A 19102-nucleotide genomic window follows, 5' to 3' on the forward strand; every position below is an offset into this window, starting at 1 on the left:
GCTATATTATCCGGCATAAATACATTCTTTAGGGGGGAAAACGTATTTACGCCGGGGAAATATGCAACTGTTACAAAATTAATTATCTCCAAGATTTTCAGCCAGAATATCAGCAATGTGCTTAATTTTTATATTAGGTGCCATCTTATCTATACCTCCACCGATCTGCATCATACAGGCCGGACAAGCCACTGCCACAGTGGTGGCACCACTTTCCTTGATATTCTTTAATTTTCTATTTAAAAGCTGTATTGATAAATCAGCATACTTCATGCCAAAAGAGCCTGCCATACCGCAGCATTGATCGGCACCGGTCATTTCCACAAATTCATAACCTGGAGCAGACTTCAATAATTCACGCGGTTCTTTATAAATTCCCAAACTGCGCCGCATGTGACATGAATCATGATAAGTAATTTTTTCCTTGCCTGCAGTATTTTTCAGCCGGCCATTATCAGCATAAATCTGTTCAACAAAAGAACTAAATTCTTTTAATTTTTTACTCAGCTTTTCAGCCCGTTCCAGCCAGACTTTATCATCTTTAAATAGTTCTTTATATGTTTGTTCCAGTGTTTCAGCACAAGTAGGACAGGCCGCAATTACATAATCAGCATTAGTTGCTTCTAATGCTGCTATATTTTGTTTTGCCAGTCTACGAGCCGTATCCAAATCTCCGGCACCGATTATCGGCTTACCACAGCAGTTCTGTTCCTGTGGATAAATTACTTCAGCCCCAATATCTTGTAATACTTTCACCACTGATTCACCGGTCTCTGGAAATACGAAATCAAGATTACAGCCACTAAAAAATGCTATCCGCATTTTAGAATTGGCAGGATTATTCTGCAATAATTTTTCTGCTCTATCTCGAAATGGTTTATCAGCTATTGCAGGTAAACTACGGCCTTCCGTCATCTTAGCGAAAAACAATGGCAGATTACGGATAAATTTACCTGATTTTACAGGTTTTTGTCCAAGTGAAGCTGCTCGCAGCAATGAATGAAAAACTTTACGATTAGTCATTATTTTTTGGAATATCATTTTTTCAGGGAAGGATAAGCCTTTTTTGGCTACTTGACGATTACGCAGTTCTTGAATTAAATCAGGTATATTTATCTTACCGGGGCAAACCGTAGTACAGCGACGGCAGCCTATACATAAATCACTAAACTGGGAAAATTCATCCAATCCATTTAATAATCCGGTCAATATTGCACCTATCCCGCCGGAATAAATATGCCCGTAAACATTACCGCCTACTGTTGACCATATAGGGCAGACATTAAGACATGATGCGCAACGCACACACTGATAAACTTCTTTCATTACCGGATCATGAGCAGCTTTTAGACGGCCATTATCCAGCAATATAGCATAGACTTTCTTATTTTCTTCAACCATTTCACCATTTTTTTCACGAATTATCGGTGTAGGTCCGTCAACTAAAGTTAAATAGCTTACCATTCGCTGACCTGTACCATTACGTGGTAAAAGTCGCATTATCTTTGATGCATCGCTGGTTTTTGGTATAAGTTTTTCATACCCCATTATAATTACATGAATTGGTGGTATAGTGGTAACGATGCGGCCATTGCCTTCATTAGTTACGAGACCGATTGCCCCATTTTCTGCAATGCCGAAATTAGCTCCTGATATACCCATATCTGCATTCAAAAATTCTTTACGTAATACCCGTCTGGCAGTTTGTACCATAAAGGGAATATCACTGGGAATATCTTCTTTAAGTTCATCAGAAAAGAATTTGGCACACTGATTTCGATTTAGATGAATAGCCGGCATTACCATATGTGAAGGATGCTGACCGGCAACCGACAACATCCATTCACCCAAGTCAGTTTCTTTTACACGCAGTCCCTGCTCTTCCAAATAATCATTAAGCCTTATTTCTTCCGTTGCCATTGATTTAGATTTAACAATATTATGGACATCATTTTCCTGGCATATTTTTAACAATATTTTCTTTAACTCATCGCCGTCTTTAGCCCGAAAAACTTTACCGCCTCTTTGTTCCAATGAAGTTTGAAATTCATCGGCCAATTCCTCAACATGAGCAACTGAATATTGTTTCATGTCGCGCAAATCATCGCGTAATTCGTCTATATCTGCAACATTGGCATAAGCTTTGGCTCTTGCGGCAGGATATTGTTGGGAAAAATTCTCCAGATTACTGCGCAGGATTGGATCATGTATCTTTGATTCTATTTCTGCCTTGATATTACGTGTTTCCATTTTTATCACTCCGTTTTATCTACTGCCATTAGTATCAGACGACTCGGGCCATGTACACCCAGAGTTAAAACTCTTTCTATATCAGAAGTACGACTTGGACCCGTTACAAAACCCGTATAACCTCTGTCAAAAACCTGTTCCAATATTTCAAAAGCCTCTGTCATTGTATCAACAATATTATTTTTATTCATAAAGACAATATTGATTGCCGGCAGCATACTTACCAATCTTGCTTCATATGCATAATTATCAACACAAACGCTGCCAGTTTCTCCCACACCAAATTCTGCTGTTGATATTCCTATATCAATAGACGGAGCATTTTTAGCAATAGTAAACTTATCTGTATATACTTGATACTGTTGTCCCAGATTATTATACACAGCCTGCAGTTCAGGATAGTCTTCACCATTAACGGCACCAATTTTTTCGGCATCAGCAGCTGCGATAACTTTATTTATTATTGGCAGTGCCTCATCATATGTTTTTATTTCATGCAATTCCACGGCTGCCGCCAATGCATTTTCTTTAAACGCCGGCCAATAATTTTTGTCGATAAAACCTTTATCCAAATATTTCTGCCATTCATGACATATTTTTTTCACCTTGTTCCACTCCCTGGTAAGTTCTATAATTTTTTGAATATGAACCGGTAAATCAATCCTGACAAACTTTATGAGGATTTAATATATTAAGCGGATCAAAAACCTGCTTAATTCCCTGCATGATAGCAATAGCTTTATCCGGCATAGATTCTTTTAAATATTCTTTTTTTGCGTAACCTATACCATGTTCACCGGACACGTTTCCTTTTAAACTGCGTGCCTTTGTATACATTTTTTCCATTGTTGCTTTAAGAACTTTTTGCCACTGTTCGTCATTCAATTGGTCTTTCAAGATATAAGCATGAAGATTCCCGTCACCTGCATGTCCAAAGCATTTTATCCGTACACCAATTTCCTTTTGCAAGTCATGAATATATTCAACAAAATCATTCACCATACTGCGTGGTACTACCACATCCACTTCATCCATCATCGTTGTGGAACTTTTTATTGCTTCAAGGAATGCTCCTCTGGCCTTCCAAATAGCTTCCGCACGTTCTTCAGTATCAGCAATAAGAATATCTGCAGCACCTTGTTCTAAGCATATCTGAGCCACCCCATCATAATAAGAGGCAATTTCTTCCAGTGTATTACCATCAAACTTTAGTAATAAATACGCATCAGCCTGATTGTCCGGAAATTTTCTCCCCAGATATTCTTCAGCATCTATAATTACTTCTCGTTCCATAAACTCTATTGCAGTTGGAATTGCCTTTGATTTTATTATCGGTGGCACCGCCCCTATCGCCTGAGCCAAAGTTGGAAACGGCACGAGCAGACTAACCGTTTTTTGCGGCAGCGGCAGCAGCTTCAATATTGCCTTAGTTATCACTGCCAACGTCCCCTCTGAGCCGATAATAACATCCTTTAGATCATAACCAGAACTATTTTTTACAGCTTTTCCACCTACAGTCATCACTGTACCGTCTGCCAGTACAATTTCAAGACCACGTATATAATCACGGGTAACACCAAATTTTACAGCTCTCATTCCACCAGCATTAGTACTGATGTTACCGCCTATTGTAGCTGATTTTTCACCAGGATCAGGTGGATAAAAATAACCTCTTTTTTCTACATAATCAGCCAGTTCCATCAATAGCACACCTGGTTCCAATGTAAGTGTGAGATTTTGTTCATCCAATTCCAAAAAATGATTCATTAATGTAGTATCAAGCATTATACCATGTTCTATGGCAACTGAAGCCCCAACCAAACCAGTACCAGCGCCACGCGGAGTTATAGCAATGTTATTCTGACTGGCATAACGCATAAGCTTTGCCACTTCCTCAGTTGACACCACTCTTGCAACAATATCTGGATAATACTGTCCTGCGCTTAATTCATCATGACTGTATTCTTCATTGACTTCTTTAGCCCACAGAAGGCGATCCCGGTCAATAAATTCTGCAATATTATTAAGGTCCTTTTCATCAACTTGTTTATAGGGTTTCATAATATAGTTCCCCCTGTTTTAATTTTCTGGATAAGTTCTGGTATTATATCATAAATATCCGCAGTTATAGCATAATTTGCCGTTTTGAATATGGCCGCTTTAGGATCGCTATTTATAGCAATAATCGTTTCAGCATGATTCATGCCCGCAACAAACTGCACGGAACCTGATACTCCGCAGGTTATTATTAATTTAGGCCTTACAGTACGGCCGCTCAGACCGATCTGCCTTTTGGGATCAACCCAGCCGGCTTCCACTAACGGCCTTGTTGAGGCAAGTTCCCCACCCAGACTTTTTGCCAGATCTTCTATCAATTTCAAATCCTGCCGTTTCTTGACTCCCCGGCCGGCTACAACAATGACATCAGCTGCATCTATTGTTTTTTCCTTTGGTTTTTGAGTTATACCCAACACTTCTATATTGGCTTTAAGTTTTTCTTCGGCTATTTCCAGTTTTTCTATCTGTCCAGATACGCTGTCGATCCATTTAGGTGCATCCATAACCTTATAACGTACTGTAGCCATTTGCGGACGATTATTAGGTGTCAGTATTTCTGCCATGATATTACCGCCAAAAGCCGGACGTATCTGAACAAGATCAGTATTTTCTTTAATATCGAGAATAGTACAATCTGCCGTAAGACCGGTATTAAATCGTGCTGCCGTACGCGGCGCCAATTGTCTGCCGACTGATGTTGCTCCCACCAAAATAGCACTGGGTTTTACTTTATTGATAAATTCTTCAAAAACACTAGTATAAGCTTCAATTTTAAAATATTCTAACTCTGGTTTGTCACATACATATACTTTATCAGCACCATAATGCAGTAATTCTTCTGCAGCATGCTCTATATTACTGCCAATAAATAATGCATATACTGGTTGATGAATTTTTGCTGCTAACTCCTTAGCTTTGCCTAAAAGTTCATATGTCACAGGATGTACTGCTCCATCCACATGATCTACATATACGGCGATACCCCGCCATTTAGTCTTATCAATTGCTGGTACTTTTTTATCTTCAACATACTCGACAGCACCTTTAGGTCCTTTTTTTACACAGATTCGGCACATACGGCAGCCGGCAGTAATCGTTATTTTACCATCCTTTTCCTGCATGGCGCCAAATGGACATAAAGCTGCCAATGCTTTTGCATCAGTAATTTTTTCTTGGTGTACAACGAGTTTGGCCATTTTTTTCTCCTCTTTATTATGCGATAAATTTCTTTTCTTTTAGTGTTTCGTAAATTTTTACTGCCAATTCTTCAGTTGTTCCCTGCCAATGCTGCTGCACCTTATCACTGACCGGTGGAAAAATTCTCTGCACATGCGTCGGTGAACCATTCAAACCATATTTATTCTCATCTTGATCTTCCATATCGCTGAAAGTAAAAACATCAATATCCTTTTTGCTGGTTTCTTTTTGCTTTAGATACGATGGCAAACGCGGTTGGTAAATATCTTTTTGTACCGTCAACAAACAGGGAAAATAAATTTTAATTCGTTCAATATCCTGTGGCATATCCATGTCGACAATGATATTATCTTTTTCTACTTTTTCAATTCTTTGTACATTACAGACACTGGGAATTTTAAGCTGCTCAGCGACTTCCGGTCCCACCTGCGCCGTGTCTCCATCAGTGGTCTGTAAACCACATAATATTATGTCAAAATCGCCAAATCTTTTTATACCTTGTGACAATGTCCGGCTCGTCGCCAATACATCTGCCCCGCCAAATTTTCTATCTGTTATCAATGCTCCTTCGTCAGCTCCCATTGAAAAAGCCTCGTAGAGTACTGCTTTTGCCTGCGGTGGTCCCATAGTAATAACACTTACTGTCCCACCGTATTCTTCTTTCAGCCTTACACCTGTTTCCAAAGCATACAAATCATATGGATTCATCTTGCTATCGGCGCCATTTCTTTTCAAGACACCGGTTTTTTCGTCAACTTCTACCTTATTAGTACCGGGAACTTGTTTTATACACACCAATATTTTCATTTTACTTCTCCCCTAAACATGTATTATCACTGCAGTTTATATTGCTGCATATTTCTATTTGATGGAACCGCTAACAGTTTCCTCGCTAAAAACACCAAACAAAATGACACTAATAGAATTAGTATGCTGCTGGTTGAAATCACTGTATTTCCAGCAGTTTGTGCCACTGATGAACCTGCTTCGGTCCCCAACAGGGCCACAAATAAATCTTTATAGAAATAAATGATACAACAAATAATCGCCAATAAAATCATGGAATGTTTCATACTGAATTTATATATTTCGCCTTCCTTGCCGGTTAAACCAGTGGTACCTGCTGCAATAGCAATGGACTGCGGTGAAATCATTTTACCAACTGCACCACCGGCTAAATTGGCACCTATCCCCATTACAGGCATTATTCCTACAGCAGAAAAAGCTGTTGTCTGCAACTTACCAAAAAGTGCATTTGCCGATGTATCAGACCCGGTGACAAAAACACCCAACCAGCCGACAATTGGAGCAAATAAGGGGAACAAATTACCGGTTTTTGAAACCAGCAACCCCATTGTCGTTGTCATGCCGCTGTTATTAGCAACATACGCATAAGCTAAAACACCACTTATAGTCAATAAAGCAATTTTTAATTCATTTAAAGTCGAACCAAAAATACTGAACGATTTACTTAAAGGGACTCGTAAAATAATACATGACATAAATGCTGCGATAATTATTCCGGTGCCTGCCGCCGAAAGCCAGTTGAAATTAAATATTGCCGGTGATACTTTATCAGTAGTGCCATTTATTATAGCATTGTGCAAAAAAGGCAGTGGAAAAGCAATGCTGACCATATCCAGTAATTTTGCTATACTCTTCATTCCCCAGTCAGCAATAAACACAATTAGCACAATGAACGGGCTCCATGCTCTTATAATAGCTTTTTTACTAAGCACGGTATTGTTTTGAACAGATTCGCTTTCACCTTCAAACCGATATATGTGCTTTGGTTGCCATACTTTAAGAAATAAAACCAATGCAATCATTGAAGCCAGCGATGCTGTTATATCAGGTAAAATTGGTCCTACAAAATATGATGTCAGGCACATCGGTATTGAAAAGGTCACAGACGTTACCAGTACTGCCGGCCATACTTCTTTTATACCTTTCAGTCCGCTCATGACTATGATAAGATAAAAGGGAACAATAAAACCGATTATTGGACAGATGAACGCTAACAATTTAGCCAGATAATCTCCTGAAAACCCAGTTACCTGAGCTGCTACCAATACCGGTATGCCTAACCCGCCAAAGGCAACCGGAGCGGTATTAGCCAACAAACTTAAGCATGCTGCTTTTTTTGCTTTAAAACCCATACCTATCAACATTGCTGAAGTTATTGCCACCGGAGTTCCAAAACCGGCGGCACCTTCTAAAAATGCTCCGAAGGAAAAAGCAATCAGTAAAACTTGAAGCCGGCGATCATCAGTGATTGATACAATAGATTTTTTTATTATTTCAAATTGACCTGTTTTTACACTTATGTTATAAAGGAATACTGCTCCTATTACGATCCAGCCAATCGGAAATAAACCATATAAAGCTCCATGAACCGCCGACATGGCCGACAGTACAATGGGCATCTTATACACCCACCCAGCTATTATTATGGCCAAAACAGTAGTAGATAATGCAGCCAGATGGCCTTTAATTTTAAATACTATCAATACCACGAAGAAATAGACAATCGGTAAAAATGCTAATATTGCTGATAAAACCATATTATTGACCGGGTCAAAATTCTGTATATACATCTTATCGCTCCCCATGCAGTAAATTTTGTCGATATTTTCAAGCCGCAATACTATTACTAATATATTTTGTTATATTGCCATTGTTCACCTACATTTCCTATTTTTCAAATTTTTCGCTCAATTATCATCTTTTCCAAAACTGAAAAGCCTCTAAATCTTTTTGTATTCTTTTCAGTAAAATAATAATTAATAATAATTTTCTCAGTACCGATTTGTATTATGCCTTTATAATACGAAGAAAACAGCTATAAAGTCAATGCAGTCAATGGTTACAATAAATTGTCTTGAATAAAAAATCAATTCATTATTTTCTTTATTTAACAGGGATAAAAATAGCTTGGAAATTACCTTGAATATCAGTGAAAATGTTTATTCAAAAATTCATTTCATGATAACAGACATGAATAATGTATACATATTTTTTATTGATTTTTATTGAATTTTTAAATTCAATAACATTATTAGTAAAAATAGTTTATAATAATACTATTATAAACTATCTATATCAATTAATTATTGTCCATAATAACGGACATAAAAAAATAGAACCATATTATAAATAAAACCAATTCTAAGACATTTTTAAAATAAATCAAATTCCTTGGCTGCGTGAATAATTTTAGGTTATGTTATATAATGTTTATATAAGTGTAAGATATCTTATATATTTCGGAGGTAGTTTTTGCTATGGTAAATAATTTTTCAATGGCATTAAAACATTTAATCAAGTTTTCCGGTATCAAAATAAGCAGTCTGGCTGATTTTATAAGCTATGATGTTTCCTATATCAGTAAATGGTGCAACGGCAACAATCAACCATCACCTAAGCATGTTAACCGCATTAATCAACTTATCGCATCATTTATTGCAAAAGAATTGATGCGGCAAAATCGTGCTTATCCCTTTTTCAACGAATTCAATATATCAATAGAGACAACATTATCTGCAGAGGATATGAAAATACGTTTACTTGATGAATTAGAAAATTTTCTAAATAATGCTTATTACCAAAGCAGTCCGAGTGACCCCAGCAATAAACTCTGCAGAGAATCTGCCAATCTGTCTGCCCAAACTATTATTGGCAGAACTAATGTGAAAAAGTTCTTCAATAATGAATTGGCTCCTTTGCTAAGCAGCATAAAGGGAAAAATTGTCATATACGTGACCGGTGACGTCACTATGGCATTACATAATAACAGCATGGCTGATTTTCTTGCTCATTGCCAATTTTCTACTACTGATATCGACATACATATCGGCTGTAATTTAAACAAACTTCAACAAAAATCTGATGACTTTATTGATTCATTCTATGAATTATTAAATAAACACTTGCAAATAAATTTTCATGTTTACGACAATAAGGATTATACTAATTCAAATATAATATTGTTAAAAGATTATTTTGCTATGCAATACTCAATACATTCCGATGATTCTATTGACATATGCACTTATATAACCGATAAAAAAATAATAAAAGACATTTTTGAACGTACCCGTGACAAATTCAATCGCAGCAATTATGTATTAGAGCCTAAAAGTGATATAGAATTAATTCGTTTTCGTTCCTTTTTTTATCTCAACAGCCAGCTTCTGCTATTTTGTGCCAAGGGATTTGAGTTTTTCCTGCCACCGCAGGCATTTAACCGTCTACTGCGTTCTTCTGCCAATTATCGCTATTCTTCCGATTTGCAAGAAACAATAAAAAACGTGCAAATAACATGGGAGGAACAATTTGATGAAGCCCATATAGATTTTTTTATGCCTGAGGCAAATATTGTAAATTATATAGAAACAGGATCACTCACTTATGGTGAAATCGATTATGTAACTTCCCCTGAAGAACGTGAACTGCAGCTGCAGCAATTGATAAAATCCATGAAAAAAAATCCTAATATAATCATTCATGTATTGACTGCATCACGCCCGCAAAATGATCAGGATTATGCCAAACTATCTTATTACAGCAATAACAGTACCGCTTATCTCAAAAAGAATCGTAGTTTTCTGCAAAAAAAAGATAAGACAATTTATATGATCAAATCACCACTATTAATTGACAAATTTAATCATTTTTTCCGCAGTTTGAACAGCAAAGCCAATTGTCATATATTTTCTGCAGAGGATATTGAAAAAACATACAAAAAAAATAGTGCCTTATTGCACCGGATTTGGGAAAAAAATACACCGGATATACAATCAAAATAATTGTATATCCGGTGTTAATCAGCCATCATAAAATATTTTTTATTCTTGTAACCGGAGCCGTCAAGTCCATGTGTCCGCTCAGTGCATCCAATGGCTTACCTTCGACATAGAATCGAACCGCTTTTACCTCTTGAAAATTAGTCAATGTATCAACTATGGAACCAATCAACATAAGTTCACCAGTTGAACCGCCGGTAAAATTTTTTACAAAAGCATTATTAAAATTAACAGTGACAATACCTGCATTATCAATACCCGTATTTAATAATTGTGTGTTTTTAGGAATAACATTAGTGCCTTCACCCTTTTTGGGTCCTTGCAGCAGTTCATTTACTGCCGCACTGTATTTATCGGTTCCTGCCAAATTCACTGTTCTGTCAGCAGCAAGTAATTTTTCACCGTTTTCATTAGGAAAATAAATAATCAATTTAACTTTTTTTAGTTGCTGGCCGCTAGCAGATGATTTACTTTTTGTATCAGCCAGCCCGTTAGCTGTTATTTGATTGTTTTGTTGTTCACTTTGTGAATTTTCCTGACCAGTACCACATCCAGCCGTTATTAATAACCCTATAACTAACAATGCTGCTAAAACTGCCCTTAATTGATTCAAATCAGTTGCCCCCTATTCATTCCGCCTGAAAATATTTATTAATTCCCCGGCAAATTGCCTGAGCCATTAGTGTTTGGAATGTATCGCTGTTTAATAAAGATTCTTCATTGTAATTGGAAATAAAAGCCAATTCTATAAGAATAGAAGGCATCGAAGTATGTTTCAAAACATAAAAATTGGCTTCTGATGTACCACGATCAGCCAAGCCATTAGCTTGTATCATTTCTGACTGAACAAACGAAGCCAGCTGCTGCCCTTGATACGATGGTCCATAATAAAAAGTTTCTGTTCCATTCGCAGTTGGATTAGTAAAAGAATTAGCATGTATACTGATAAAAATATCTGTGTTCTTCAAAAACTCCGCCACATTTACCCGCGCCTGCAGCTCTTCGGCCGCGCTATCATTTGGTGCATACACATCTTTATCCGTCGTACGGGTCATAACTACCGCAGCACCATTACTAACCAGTATATTATAAACTTTTTGTGCAACAGCCAGAGTAATTGTTTTTTCCATTATTCCATCAGGCCCCACAGCACCTGAATCACTGCCACCATGACCAGGGTCAAGTACAATTGTATGTCCGGCTACAGCCGATAACGACATATTATTAGGTTTATTAGGCATTTTCTTGACATCTATTGTCAAGACCGAACCTGATAAATGCCGCTCTTGTGAAAGCAAATGACTTTTATAATCCGCCAATCCTGCATTATACGGCAGCGAAATAACAGCCTGGATATCATTACCCTTTTGTTGAAAACTTATTTGCTGAGCAATGGTACCATCTAAATCAATTTGTTTTAAATTATCATTTTTCAACCTGGTATTAAAAATTGTTAATAAAAGCTGCTTATTATTATCAGGATTAACTTGCAAATTATACTTTTGATTTACACTGTCTAATTTTATTTCCATATGCAGATAATTTTCATCAGCTGATGCTTTTAAGATACTATAACGAAAATCTCTTACTGTAGGTACCGAAGCTGAACAAACTGCCTGCACGAGAAACATCAAAGACAAAAATAAAAAAATTATTTTTTTTGACAAAGCCAATCTCACTTTCTTTTAATCTTGTTATTCCATGTTTAATATTCACTGTTGCGAAATTCTCTAATTGCTCTAATAATCAGATTTATATGTCTGTATGTAACTAATACTTAACAGTGTGCAGTTTTAAAGTTGCAATAAACCTACACTTAGTTTTATTGCTTCATCTACACTCTTCATTATGTGTTTATCCAATGTAGTAATTTTATTGCCGAGCCTTTTTTTATCTATTGTTCGCAATTGTTCCAATAAAACGACAGAATCGCGTTCTAATTTACACTTATTTGCCTTTAACTCGACATGTGTGGGAAGCTTCCCCTTAGTTATTTGTGCAGTTATAGCCGCAACAATAATAGTAGGACTATATTTATTGCCAATATTATTTTGCAATATCAACACGGGACGCGATCCGCCCTGCTCCGAACCAATCACCGGACTGAGATTCGCATAGAAAATATCTCCGCGTTTTATTCCACTGCGACTATTTTTTTGATGTTCCTCCATATAGACCTTCTTCCGCTAATGTTATATTTATTGACCCCATTTCCTCATAGCCTTTCTTCATCTGTTCACATAATTTTCCCATAACATTTCTATGTTTGCAATACACGACATACGCTTGTGCTGCCCTGCATAACAGTTCTTCATGACTGGTTTGTTCAGTTTTAGCCAATTTTTCCAACTCGCCCGCTAAATCACCAGGCAAATCGATTACCACACGTTTGCATACGGACAATAAAATCCCCTCCATACAGCAATATAACAGGATACAATAATAAATAGTATAGAATTTTTACTTCAAATTGTCAATTTTCTCTGCTGGAAAAATATTACCCGATACCCCGGAAACAACACTACAAATTAAAATACAGCATAAAATCAAACATACCACAAATAAAATGAGTTTGATTTTATGCTGTATTTAAAATTTATTCTCAATCTGTCAAATAAGATGATGCTCACTCATAAGTACTTTAAGACAATCGTAGTTTGCCGATTCCATATCAGTCAGCGGCATACGTAGATTTCCCATGTTATAACCCATTATTTTTAATGCTGTTTTCACCGGAATAGGATTAACTTCACTAAATAATGCCGTAATAAGCCTTGCCCAGTCAATCTGCAGCTGAGCAGCTCCGGTAACATCTCCGGCAAAATATAACTGACACATATCATGCGTAATGTTAGGTGCAATATTGGAAAGCACAGAAATTACCCCTTTGCCCCCTAACGAAAGAATTGGGATAATCTGATCATCATTACCTGAATAGATATTGAGTTCATCACCGCAAAGTGCCCTTGTTTTTAATACAGCTGAAATATCACCATTGGCTTCTTTCACAGCGACAATACGGGGATGTTTAGCAAGCTGTGCATAGGTCTCTGGTTTTATGTTTACACCAGTGCGCGAAGGAACATTATATAAAATAACCGGAATATTTATACTATCGGCAATCTGAGTAAAATGTTTTACTAATCCTTTTTGTGTACACTTATTGTAATAAGGCGTCACTGATAAAATGGCATCAGCCCCAGCTTCCTCAGCAAAACGCGATAATTGTACCGCATATGCAGTATCATTTGAACCTGTGCCGGCAATAACCGGTATACGTCCATGTACTTCATCTACTGTAAATTTTATAATTTCCTTATGTTCCTCATCACTCATGGTCGAGGCTTCACCAGAAGTTCCGGCAATGACCACAGCATCGGTATGATTGGCAATCTGAAATTCGAGCATTTTTTTTAATTCAGGATAATTAATCCCCGTTGTTGTAAATGGAGTAGCAATAGCAACAGCCGCACCCTTGAATATTAGCTTTTTCATACAAAACACCTCTGATATTTAATTTCAGGCCTCAAAAATATTACTTAAAGATTTAAATATATCTTTATGCTTTGCTAATTTGGCTTCATTGCCCACCACGCAAATAGCACTATCAGTCAGGCAATCATTAATTAATTCTGCCAAATTCTGTATATCCGCCTGTTTAATTCCCAAAACTTCATTTCGCACATTTTGAATATCAGCATCGCAAATATTACGGATATAAGCAACATCCGCAGCTCTTGCCTTACCGGCAGGTGTAAGTGGTGTATCTAAGGTACTTATTGTCCCAATTATATATTTGGTCATTTCACGCTTGCTGACATTAAATTCCTTTAAAAATTTGACCATATCTTTATAAACCTGCAATGTCTCGGTAAGGTTAGGATCGCGATATGATCCAAAATATAAATCACCATCGGAACCAAATTTAACAAACGCACCATACGCTCCGCCTAGTACCCGTATTCTATTCCAGAAATAAGTACAGCGCAATATAGTAGATAATACCAATAATGAACCGTTATATGCATAACCTTTCCTGACAAAATTGGCACCACAGCCCACATACTGTACTAAACTGGAAGATTGAAACCCCTCGTTACGTTTGTTTATCTTAAAGGGAAACGTCTCAGCCGGATACTCAGCGGTATCCAGATTACTTACAAATTCAGTAAATTTACTTTCAAATATATTGTATTGTGTATCCCTCATCGTTACACTGACTAACAAGTTGCTGCGAGTAAAAACACGTTTCAGTATTTCTGTAAAGTCAGCACATATTTCTTCATATTTTTCATCAAAATGGTCTGACAAATTTTTGATAAAGCCATAAAAAGCCAATCCGCCTTGTTCATTATACGCACCCGATGGTGTAAAATAAGAAGAAAGCCTTGAAGCAACGATCTGCTGGGCTGAATTAAGCATCTCCAGCTCCATATTAGTCTTTGATTGTATTATCAATTCTTTTAAACGTTTTTTATCGCTAAATTTGCTGGTAAAGATAATTTGATACAGCAACTCAAATAATTCCGGCAGTTTATTGACAAGTGCCTTACTTTTAACAGTAAGTTTAGGCAGAAGCGAATCCGGTTCACCTTTACGACTGTATGCTGATAAATCAAAAGTTATACCGCCGGTGTTAAGATTTACAGCGTTAGCCAATTCTTCATAAGAATATTTTGCAGTAGCAACATTACGCAGAATATCAACTAATAAAAATGCCTGAGGTAATTTATCAACTGGTATTACAGAAGCATCAAAATAAAAATCAACATATGCTATACCATTAGTATTTATGTTATGCTTCAATATTTTTACATCGGCAATATTGTCATGTTCAATAATAAACTTCCTTGCCTGTTTATTAATATCATTTAAACTCAGCATAGGTATTGTCAATAATGCTTCTGGTGAATCAGGTGTCTGTTGACGCATCTTTAGTTTTTTTGTGTCAGCAATTATTTTCGTAATTTCCTGTGAGGACATTGCTGCCTTTTTAACCGCCATATCAGTTACTGTCTTTTGCTCGGCTGCCGCTGCTATTTTATCATCAGGGATAAAAGTGAAGAGTAATTTATGGGGATTATCAATAATAACTCTTTTTAATAATTTTTCAAAGTAATCGGTAGATATATTGGCCTTCATATCGGCCAAGAGATTTTCATACTGCAAATAGATTATTGGATCACCGTCATATAGCCAGCTTTTCATCAACTGGATATTATAAATGAGTCCCTTCGGTGCTTGTCCAAAATCTGCTTCACGCAATTTAAATTCAGTTATATTAAAAGCTGCCTGCAATAATGTTTTATCAATGCCATTATCTATAATATCATTGATCGTATCAACAAATATCTTCTGAAACTTATCTATATTCTCCGGTTCCGCACCAGTCACAGTGACATTCCACCAAGGCTGCATAAGCCCGTAATCAAAAGATGATGAGACATCTGCGCCAATACCGGCTTTTATAAGAGCATTTCGTAGCGGTGCCGATTGTGATTTAAATAATACATAATCCAATAAATCCAATGCAAAACATTCGGTTGCATCGACTGATGTTCCATGACTAAAATTATAACTAAGAAAAGTTTTGTTCTTTTTATCCTCGTTTGAAGAAACGGGATAAACATCACACAATTTTTTTTCAGCTGCAAAAGGCTGCTGTTTATCTATATGTGATACAATATCAATTCTGGTAAAATTACTAAGATAGGCATCATTGAAAAACTGCAGTTTTTGCAATATATCCATTTTCCCGTACAAGTAAATATAACTATTGGCAGGATGATAATATTTTTTATGAAAATCAATAAAATCTTTTTGTGTGAGAGTCGGAATACTCACCGGATCACCGCCTGATTCAAAGGCATAGGTATTATCAGGGAACATATTATTTAAAAGTTTCCTTTCCAATAATTCTTCCGGTGAAGATAAGGCCCCTTTCATTTCATTGTACACAACACCGCTGTATTTAAGGGGAGCATCAACATCATTGATTTCATAATGCCACCCCTCTTGCATAAGGATCTCCGGTACTTGTGTCATCAAAGGATAAAAAACAGCATCAAGATAAACATCAATGAGATTTTGAAAATCTTTATCATTTTGACTGGCAACCGGATACATTGTTTTATCAGGAAAAGTCATGGCATTTAGAAAAGTATTCAAAGATCCCTTTAATAATTCCACGAAAGGTTCCTTTATAGGAAATTTTCTTGAGCCGCATAATGTTGAATGTTCAATTATATGAGCCACACCGGTGTCATCAGTCGGCGTAGTACGGAAAGTTATTGAAAACACCTTATTGTCATCATCATTGGACAGATATAAAAGACGTGCCCCACTTTTTTCATGAACAAATTGATATGCTATACTATCCAGTTCCCCTATCGGGGTTATACGGTTTAATTTAAAACCGTGATATATCTTATTATTTTCAAGTTCCAAGTTATTACTCCTCTATATAATACTAATTTCAACAAATTAAACAGTGAGTTAAATAATTATATGCTTGAATTATATCAGAAAATTCATATTCTATAAAGAGAAAAATTTTGCAGATAGGTCAAAACCATTTTTGTATTACAGCTATTTTAGCATAAAACAAAATATGTTGAACTGAAAATTATAGGGTTGTATAATAAAAGCATTAAAAATATAACTATGAATAGGATAAATGTAAGCAATAACATTTAGTATAGGGAGAATAACCATGACAAGGAAGCACCCATATAAAGCTGTAATGCTGTGTGCAGCATGTGCTGCGGCATTTACTTTGTCCACTTTTTTAATAATACCAAATGCGGCTGCATTCAGCCTTGATAACTTAGGAGGCAGTTTAATAGGTGTAGCAGCTTATTATGCCAGACTCGATTCCTCCGTTAACTATTGTGATAATGACGGTCGCGGTGAATATTTCAACAAAATGAAGGAACAATATGGTGTTGATGCTGATCCCACTAAAAATGCAATATTAGATGATATCATGGCACGTTTATCATCATCAATAGCGCAAAACGATCCGAAAATAAGAGAAAAGCCCTATAATTACTTTGTCAATCCCGATAAATCTTTTAACGCATTCTGTTCATTAGGACATAATTTAAGCGTCAATTCTGGTTTGTTTGACTTATTAAATAACAATGAAGACGAAATTGCTTTTGTTGTTGGGCATGAAATGGCACATGGACAGCAGGAACATGTAAAAAAAGGAATAAAAAAATCATTGCCGATAAATATCATTGCCAGTGTTTGGGGATCACAGGCAGGCAGCAGCCTGGAAATCATAGGTATAGATGTACTTGCCAAACAGGCTGATGCCAATATTATTACCAAACCACAAGAATGGCAGGCAGATAATATTGGTTATGATTATGCGGTCGGTGCCGGTTATAATCCGGGTGCAGGTGCCGCCGTATGGCAGCGATTTATTGAAAAAATGGGAAAAGACCGATCCAATTTTGTTGGCGAAATATTTTCTCCTTCGGACCATCCTAAGGAAGCTGACCGACGTGACAACTATTCCCAAAAAATCACTCAGTACAGCAATAATCATGTCACGGTAAAAGATGGTATAGTTAAAATCAATGGTAAAGAATTTTTACATGCCGCCAATACTGAAATAATGAGTGGTGATGAACGGGCTTTTCTGATTGGTGGTGCATTGGCTGCTGTCTATCACAATAACACTACCATACCTCAAGCATATATAGGTTCAAATAATTATCTCTATTTGGGCAATCAGGACATTTTTATCCCGACAGTAAATGATGGAGATCCACAATTTCTGGTAAATAAATTAAATATGATAAAATAAATGAATGTGAGGTTAAAAATTGCTTAACAAGAAACGTAAAGTATTAATCGCCGCATTATCCACTGCTATAATTGTTATCTGCGGCCTAATTGCTATTTATTCTATGCGGGGACTTTCCCTGTTAAACACCAGTGTTGATGATTCCTTAAAAATCTTCACACAAATAACTTTACAAAATGATTTCACAGATGCTTCTAAAGTAGGTCTTGGCAGCCCGGCAACTATAAAACAATGGCAGGATAATAACTTACAAATAAATAAAGATTACTTTAAAAATGAATTTAAAAATACTTTGTCAGACGAAAAGCTTAACCAACTGGCAGCTGCTGAACTGGACATGAATAAAAAACGTATTATCAAAATAAGTGATGTAAAAATAACCGGCGATACCGCTACTGCTACCGTAAACATCAGCAAAGTAAATTACAGTGCCATTGTCGATACAGCTGTAAAAAATCTCACCGCGCGAAAAGAGCAGGAAAACCTCTCTTCACCGGAAAAATTATCAGCCGCACTGGCCGATGAACTGATCAGCGGCTACGAAAACGCCAAGCCATCCGATGAAATGACAAGTTTTTCTGTCACTTGTCAAAAGGGCCTTATTAATAATGATGTAAAACATTCCGGTAATGATTTAGCTAAAGCATCCGATACGTTGGCAAAATATATTTTGCCATATATAGCAGGACATTATTGGTACCCACAAAATTTTGATGATTACTTTGCTAATGTTACCAGAGCCGTTGAATCGTAAAATAAAGAGTTGGGCTAAAATGATTTCTCTCATTTTCCCAGCTCTTTACTTTACAGTTAAAAAACCGGCATTAACCACTATAAAATTGCATAATTATGGACAGGTTCATTTGTACCACCAGATATCCTGCACTGTATTCATCATCAATATTGTCTACCGTCACTCGTCACATCCACTTGCACATGAGTTTATCATTATCAGCAAAACCAGAACACAGCTTTC

At 36.6% G+C, this 19102-nt stretch carries 15 protein-coding genes; 3 read left to right on the plus strand and 12 right to left on the minus strand.

Annotated features, from left to right (window positions below):
• Positions 1-78: 78 nt before the first annotated feature.
• From ldhH to F8M42_RS07290, 6 genes are read right to left on the minus strand one after another with little or no spacing between them, the layout of a single operon-like run.
• Positions 79-2250 (minus strand): L-lactate dehydrogenase (quinone) large subunit LdhH, encoded by a 2172-nt coding sequence (gene ldhH / locus F8M42_RS07265; protein WP_182185608.1) that lies wholly within the window; start codon positions 2248-2250, stop codon positions 79-81.
• A 5-nt stretch (positions 2251-2255) separates the two neighbouring features.
• Entirely contained in the window at positions 2256-2855 is a 600-nt protein-coding gene (locus F8M42_RS07270; protein WP_182185610.1) for a LutC/YkgG family protein, read from the minus strand.
• Between the two features lie 52 nt (positions 2856-2907).
• Positions 2908-4311 carry an FAD-binding oxidoreductase gene (locus tag F8M42_RS07275; RefSeq protein ID WP_182185611.1) on the minus strand — a complete coding sequence of 468 codons (1404 nt, stop codon included), beginning with the start codon at positions 4309-4311 and terminating at the stop codon, positions 2908-2910.
• Positions 4308-5504, minus strand: a complete 1197-nt coding sequence (locus tag F8M42_RS07280; RefSeq protein WP_182185613.1) for an electron transfer flavoprotein subunit alpha — start codon at positions 5502-5504, stop codon at positions 4308-4310. The genes F8M42_RS07275 and F8M42_RS07280 overlap by 4 nt, the downstream gene beginning before the upstream one ends.
• Before the next feature lie 16 nt (positions 5505-5520).
• Positions 5521-6312 carry an electron transfer flavoprotein subunit beta/FixA family protein gene (locus F8M42_RS07285; RefSeq protein WP_182185615.1) on the minus strand — a complete coding sequence of 264 codons (792 nt, stop codon included), beginning with the start codon at positions 6310-6312 and terminating at the stop codon, positions 5521-5523.
• 26 nt (positions 6313-6338) lie between these two features.
• Complete coding sequence (locus tag F8M42_RS07290) at positions 6339-8102, minus strand: L-lactate permease (RefSeq protein ID WP_182185616.1); 1764 nt, start codon at positions 8100-8102, stop codon at positions 6339-6341.
• Positions 8103-8789: 687 nt separating this feature from the next.
• On the opposite strand from F8M42_RS07290, the gene F8M42_RS07295 reads away from it, so the two are divergent.
• Positions 8790-10313, plus strand: coding sequence for a helix-turn-helix domain-containing protein (locus F8M42_RS07295; RefSeq protein WP_182185618.1), 1524 nt, complete (start codon positions 8790-8792; stop codon positions 10311-10313).
• A gap of 25 nt (positions 10314-10338) precedes the next feature.
• Here the strand turns inward: F8M42_RS07295 and F8M42_RS07300 are convergent, their stop codons facing one another.
• From F8M42_RS07300 to F8M42_RS07325, 6 genes are all read right to left on the minus strand, one after another.
• Positions 10339-10923 carry a GerMN domain-containing protein gene (locus tag F8M42_RS07300; protein ID WP_182185620.1) on the minus strand — a complete coding sequence of 195 codons (585 nt, stop codon included), beginning with the start codon at positions 10921-10923 and terminating at the stop codon, positions 10339-10341.
• A 16-nt stretch (positions 10924-10939) separates the two neighbouring features.
• On the minus strand, positions 10940-11977 hold the full coding sequence (locus F8M42_RS07305; protein ID WP_229711292.1) for an N-acetylmuramoyl-L-alanine amidase family protein: 1038 nt from the start codon (positions 11975-11977) through the stop codon (positions 10940-10942).
• Between the two features lie 126 nt (positions 11978-12103).
• Positions 12104-12481 carry a type II toxin-antitoxin system PemK/MazF family toxin gene (locus F8M42_RS07310; RefSeq protein ID WP_182185622.1) on the minus strand — a complete coding sequence of 126 codons (378 nt, stop codon included), beginning with the start codon at positions 12479-12481 and terminating at the stop codon, positions 12104-12106.
• Positions 12459-12713, minus strand: coding sequence for a CopG family transcriptional regulator (locus tag F8M42_RS07315; protein ID WP_182185624.1), 255 nt, complete (start codon positions 12711-12713; stop codon positions 12459-12461). The genes F8M42_RS07310 and F8M42_RS07315 overlap by 23 nt, the downstream gene beginning before the upstream one ends.
• Positions 12714-12920: 207 nt before the next feature.
• Positions 12921-13805 carry a 4-hydroxy-tetrahydrodipicolinate synthase gene (dapA, locus tag F8M42_RS07320; RefSeq protein WP_182185626.1) on the minus strand — a complete coding sequence of 295 codons (885 nt, stop codon included), beginning with the start codon at positions 13803-13805 and terminating at the stop codon, positions 12921-12923.
• A 24-nt stretch (positions 13806-13829) separates the two neighbouring features.
• Positions 13830-16757 (minus strand): insulinase family protein, encoded by a 2928-nt coding sequence (locus tag F8M42_RS07325; protein WP_182185627.1) that lies wholly within the window; start codon positions 16755-16757, stop codon positions 13830-13832.
• 265 nt (positions 16758-17022) lie between these two features.
• Here F8M42_RS07325 and F8M42_RS07330 point away from each other — a divergent pair, with 265 nt between their 5' ends.
• Both F8M42_RS07330 and F8M42_RS07335 read left to right on the plus strand, forming a co-directional pair.
• Complete coding sequence (locus F8M42_RS07330) at positions 17023-18126, plus strand: M48 family metallopeptidase (protein WP_182185629.1); 1104 nt, start codon at positions 17023-17025, stop codon at positions 18124-18126.
• Between the two features lie 19 nt (positions 18127-18145).
• On the plus strand, positions 18146-18880 hold the full coding sequence (locus F8M42_RS07335) for a hypothetical protein (RefSeq protein WP_182185631.1): 735 nt from the start codon (positions 18146-18148) through the stop codon (positions 18878-18880).
• Positions 18881-19102: the final 222 nt, after the last annotated feature.

Origin of the sequence: Pectinatus frisingensis (genome assembly GCF_014076555.1) — a bacterium.
In the GTDB taxonomy this organism is placed as follows: Bacteria; Bacillota; Negativicutes; order Selenomonadales; family Selenomonadaceae; genus Pectinatus; species Pectinatus frisingensis.

Coding starts and splice junctions, on each gene's coding strand:
- F8M42_RS07330 (WP_182185629.1), top strand. CDS start 17,023: ATGACAAGGAAGCACCCATATAAAGCTGTAATGCTGTGTGCAGCATGT.
- F8M42_RS07275 (WP_182185611.1), bottom strand. CDS start 4,311: ATGAAACCCTATAAACAAGTTGATGAAAAGGACCTTAATAATATTGCA.
- ldhH (WP_182185608.1), bottom strand. CDS start 2,250: ATGGAAACACGTAATATCAAGGCAGAAATAGAATCAAAGATACATGAT.
- F8M42_RS07280 (WP_182185613.1), bottom strand. CDS start 5,504: ATGGCCAAACTCGTTGTACACCAAGAAAAAATTACTGATGCAAAAGCA.
- F8M42_RS07310 (WP_182185622.1), bottom strand. CDS start 12,481: ATGGAGGAACATCAAAAAAATAGTCGCAGTGGAATAAAACGCGGAGAT.
- F8M42_RS07285 (WP_182185615.1), bottom strand. CDS start 6,312: ATGAAAATATTGGTGTGTATAAAACAAGTTCCCGGTACTAATAAGGTA.
- F8M42_RS07290 (WP_182185616.1), bottom strand. CDS start 8,102: ATGTATATACAGAATTTTGACCCGGTCAATAATATGGTTTTATCAGCA.
- dapA (WP_182185626.1), bottom strand. CDS start 13,805: ATGAAAAAGCTAATATTCAAGGGTGCGGCTGTTGCTATTGCTACTCCA.
- F8M42_RS07295 (WP_182185618.1), top strand. CDS start 8,790: ATGGTAAATAATTTTTCAATGGCATTAAAACATTTAATCAAGTTTTCC.